This is a genomic window from Rugamonas aquatica (assembly GCF_009380215.1).
GTDB classification, from domain to species: domain Bacteria; phylum Pseudomonadota; class Gammaproteobacteria; order Burkholderiales; family Burkholderiaceae_D; genus Rugamonas; species Rugamonas aquatica_B.
This window is the reverse complement of sequence record NZ_WHUG01000035.1, coordinates 1-4,624: the sequence shown is the minus strand read 5'-3', so window position 1 is coordinate 4,624 and position 4,624 is coordinate 1. Positions and strand designations below refer to the sequence as shown.

The 4,624-nt window shown below is 58.2% G+C and carries 3 protein-coding genes; 1 reads left to right on the top strand and 2 read right to left on the bottom strand.

Annotated features, from left to right (window positions below; genetic code table 11):
* Nucleotides 1–196 precede the first annotated feature (196 nt).
* Nucleotides 197–1,576, top strand: a complete 1,380-nt coding sequence (locus GEV02_RS32470; protein ID WP_152841907.1) for a DUF4214 domain-containing protein — start codon at nt 197–199, stop codon at nt 1,574–1,576.
* 3 nt (nt 1,577–1,579) lie between these two features.
* Here GEV02_RS32470 and GEV02_RS32465 read toward each other — a convergent pair whose 3' ends face one another.
* Together GEV02_RS32465 and GEV02_RS32460 are read right to left on the bottom strand one after the other, a co-directional pair.
* The gene (locus GEV02_RS32465; RefSeq protein WP_152841906.1) at nt 1,580–2,791 is read right to left on the bottom strand and encodes a sensor histidine kinase; all 1,212 of its coding nucleotides are present in this window, start codon (nt 2,789–2,791) and stop codon (nt 1,580–1,582) included.
* Between the two features lie 82 nt (nt 2,792–2,873).
* Nucleotides 2,874–4,238 (bottom strand): sodium-dependent transporter, encoded by a 1,365-nt coding sequence (locus GEV02_RS32460; RefSeq protein ID WP_152841905.1) that lies wholly within the window; start codon nt 4,236–4,238, stop codon nt 2,874–2,876.
* Nucleotides 4,239–4,624 lie beyond the last annotated feature (386 nt).

Sequence of the window (4,624 nt, the reverse complement as noted above, 5' to 3'; positions counted from 1 at the left end):
AACAGGACCGTGAAACAACTCTGCGCCGATGATAGTGCTGCAACCAGTGTGAAAGTAGGTTATCGTCAGGCTAGTTATATTAAAAAAGCCCCTTCCAGTGATCTGGTCGGGGCTTTTTTTCGTCTGTTACATTGTTTATTTTGCAACTCCGTCGACTGTCATATATTATTTGATAACTATATAAAGGGAGATGGACATGTCACGCACATTGCAGCTTGTATCTATCAGCTTGCTGGCTTCCACATTAGCTGCATGCGGTGGCTCGGACGGAGGAAGCGCCGAAACGCACACTGCGGGTCTGCGCCTGGGGGCAGGCGGCCCCACCGCGCCGCCTACCGCCGTTTCGCATACCGCCGTGGTGCAGAGTTTATATCTGGCCTATTTCGGCCGTCCCCCGGACACTGCTGGCTTCGTCTTCTGGAACGTCGCATTCGACAAACTCAATTTGCCGACCACTCCTGCAGGGCTGTTCGCGGCATACACCAACAATAGTTTGGGCAAGATGATCGTGGATGGATTTGTCTCCGGTCCCGAGGCGCAAAACATCAGCGCAGGCACCGATGCCGAATTCGTTAATACTATTTATCTCAATGTCTTCGGTCGCGATGCCGATACCGGCGGCCGCCAATACTGGGTTGGGCAGCTCGAAAGCAAGTCGATCACACGTCCGTTGCTGGCACTGGCCATCATGGCCGGCGCGCAGGCGGACGATCAACTGGCAATGAGCAAGAAAACCGAAGTCACCACTCGCTATCTGGGGGCCCTGGTAACAGCGAACGTCCAGAACGAAGCGCCGCTGACCGACGTTGGACGCGACCTGCTGGCCAAGGTGAGCAAGGATACCGATCTGGCTGCCTTCCAGGCGACCATCGACGCAGCGGTCCTGGAGCAAAAGAATACGAAGCCGGGCTACCGCGCTGTGTACACCGGATTCAAGGATTTCTATTCGGATGTCGGCTCGTCGGTGCAGTACCGCTACACGTACGGCTCCGGCATTGTGACTTCCTTTGGCGGCAAGTTGATCTTCGGCCTGGGCGAACGTGAGATCGGTTTTGGCGAGTCCGCCGGACCGGGCAGCGCCATTGCCTACGGCGGCTCGATTACGGCTTCGGCCAGCGTATCGGCAAGCGGCGATGGCCGTGTGCCGACATTGCTGATGTTGTGCCAGTCGCCGTCCGGTTCCGCCAAGCCCTTCAAGTCTACCGATGTGCTGGTCAATAACAGTTCCAAGGTACTGCTCACTGCCGCCGACCTGGCAGGGCAAACGCTGTCCACGCAGCGCGAGGATTGCGCCACGCAAAGCGGATCCTCGATCGCCTTTGATGCCGCCGGCAATGCGACCGTGACGACATCCGCCGGCAGCAATGTCTATCCCGCCGCTTCGGTAAACAAGGCCCTGAAAGCCGACCTGTACAGTCTCGACACGCTGACCAGAACGTCGTGGCGTGCCTATCGCTATACGAAGGCGGATGGTTCGTTCAAGTATGCGATAGTGAGCAATGTGATCCCTACGCCGCTGGTGGTCGGCATGCCGCCTGCGCCGGCTGGCGCATTGTCGCTCTGGTCGCAGGAGTAGGTACTAGCGGGTCGGTGCGAGCATCGGCAGCGTCAGCGTAAACCGCGTGCCGCCGCCGAGCTCGCTCACAACATCGATGGCGCCGCCCAGAATCTCGGTGACGATGTTGTGGACGATGTTCAGGCCCAGTCCGGATCCACCCACCCCCAGCTTGGTGGTGAAGAAGGGATCGAAGATCCGCGACAGATCTTCCTTCTTGATGCCGGCGCCGTGATCCTCCACCGACAGCGATACCAGGCCATGTCCGGACAGGCTGGCCGAGATATCGATCAGGCCCGCCGTGCGGCTTTCGTAGCCGTGCAGGATGGCGTTATTGATCAGATTGGTGATGACCTGTCCGATCGGTCCGGGATAGCTCTCCATCATCAGGTCCGCAGGGATGCGCTGCTGGATCACGAAGGGCGTGCGTTTGATGGTCGGCTGCAAGGTCAGCACATTCCCGGCCACCACTTCCGCCAATAAAAAACTGCGACGTTGCGAGCTGGTCTGGTCAACTGCCACCTGCTTGAAATTGGTGACGATGTCCGCCGCGCGATGCAGGTTGCGGCTCAGGATATCCACCGACAGTTGGGCATTCTTGATGTAGTGCTCAAACTCCTTGCGCGTGATACCGCCTTCCAGTTCAAGGTGTCTGCCGATTTCATCGGTCTGCATTTCAAACGTGGTGGACGCCATCAGGCTGTTGCCGATCGGCGTGTTCAGCTCATGCGCGATGCCGGCCACCATGGCGCCCAGTCCGGCCAGCCGCTCGTTGCGCACCAGGTCTGCGCGCGCCTTGTCCAGCGTGGCGACCATGTCCTGCAATTCGCGGTTGGCTCTGCGCAGCGCCAGGTGGGTGTTGATGCGCGCGAGCACCTCTTCGATCTGGAACGGCTTGGTGATGTAGTCCACGCCACCGGCATCGAAGCCTGTCACTTTTTGCTTGGGATCGGTGAGGCCGGTCATGAAGATGACCGGAATATCCTTGGTGGCCTTGCCGGCCTTGAGGCGGCGGCAGGCTTCGAAACCGTCGATGCCAGGCATGACGACATCGAGCAGGATCAGGTCCGGCTCGGCGAATTCCGCGCGCATCAAACCTTCGGCTGCGGTCTGCGCCAGCACGATCATGAAGCCGTGCCGTTCGAGCCGGTCCAGCAGTGCCGCCAGATAGGAAAGGGAGTCGTCGACGATGAGTATCGTCGGCATCGGCACTACGGGGATCTCGCTCTGGTTCATTTTGAAGCCTGAGGAATTCACGGTGGAGACAGTATATGCATACTGCCCCGGCGAAGGTGAAAAAAGAGCGAGGCCGTTGCGCCTATAGCAAATTCAAACCTTTCAACATTACCAAAAGAATCAGCACCGGCGAGACATAGCGCAGCAGGAAGAACACGACGCGTATCGTGCCCTGGTTACGCAGCGCGCCCTGGTTGGACAAGGCCAGGCTGAACCTGTCCGCGCCCCATACCCAGCCGACGAAGATGGCTAGCAAAATGCCACCCAGCGGCAGCAGCACGTTGGACGAGACGAAGTCGAACAGGTCGAACATATTCATGCCGAACAGTTTGAAATCGGCCAGCACATTATTGGTCAGCGCGCAGGTGGAACCCAGCAGCATCAAGCCCGCGATGGTCAGCAGCGTGGCTTTCGCGCGGCTGAGGCCGAAGCGTTCGTGCAGGATGACGACCGGCACTTCCATCAGCGACAGCATGGCGCCGGTGGCGGCCACCGAGGCCAGCACGAAGAAGGCGATCATCAGCAGCTGGCCGCCGGGGATCTGCGAGAACACGGCGGGGATGGTGATGAACACCAGCGCCGGCCCGGCCGCCGGTTCAAAGCCGAACGTGAATACCGCAGGGAAGATGGCGATACCCGCCAACATGGACACGCACAGGTCGGCGGCCATCACACGCAACGTGGTCTGCGGGATATTCTGGTCGTCGCGGAAGTAGGAGCCATAGGTCATCATCGTGCCCATGCCCAGCGACAGCTTGAAGAAAGCCAGGCCCATCGCAGTCAGGATGACGCCCGCAGTGATCTTGCTGAAGTCGGGACGGAACAGGAAGGCCAGGCCATCGGCCGCCTTGTCCAGCGACAGGCTGACCGCGCACAGCAGCAGCAACAGCAGGAACAAGATAGGCATCAGTTTCTTGGCGATGCCTTCGATGCCTTTGGTGACACCCATCAGCAAGATGCCGCCAATGAAGACGAGTACAGCCCATTGCCACAACAGCGATTGCACCGGGTCGGCGATCAGCGCGCCAAATGCGCCTTCAGTAACGTGGCGATCGCTGCTGAGTATCGAGCCGCCGATGGCTTTGAATACATAGGCGAACACCCAGGCCACGACCTCGGAATAGAAGGACAGGATCAGGAATGCGGCGGCCATGCCTGCCACGCCGACCAGCCACCATGGCATGCCTTTTTTCGGGCTGAGATTTTGCAGCGCTGTGATGGGATTGGCTTTCGCCGCGCGGCCCATGGTGATCTCCGCGATCATCACGGGCAGGCCGATGACGAGCGTGGCGAGCAGATAGATGAGCAGGAAACCGGCGCCGCCATTGGCGCCCGTCAGATAAGGGAACTTCCATATATTGCCGAGGCCGACAGCGGAACCCAGCGTCGCCGCCAGTACGCCGAAGCTGGAGCTAAAGCCGCCGCGCTTGATAGTGTTGTTGGTCATTGCGTGCTTTCTCGCCATGTTCTAAAGGGCGCGATTGTAGCAGTTCGAAAAAAGGCCTTGCAGATATTGGTGAGGCTTTGCTATAGTTCGCCCCCTCGCAGAACGACGCATGTAAATGCTGAGTTAGGTGAGAAAAAGAAGGGGTTGACGAAACGATCTAAACGCTTCATACTCTTTCTTCTTCGCTGACGGACACAACGCTCCGCAGCAAGCAGTACCGAATAAAGTTCTTTAAAAATTAACAGTCGATAAGTGTGGACGTTTGATGAAAGTGCACAGCAGGCTAGTCCTGCTGATACTTAAAATATCAAATGTTCACAAGAAGTAATTGAAATAGGCGCTACGAAAGTAGTGGCCTGTCAGTATTTTGAGTGAGCGACCCGTCA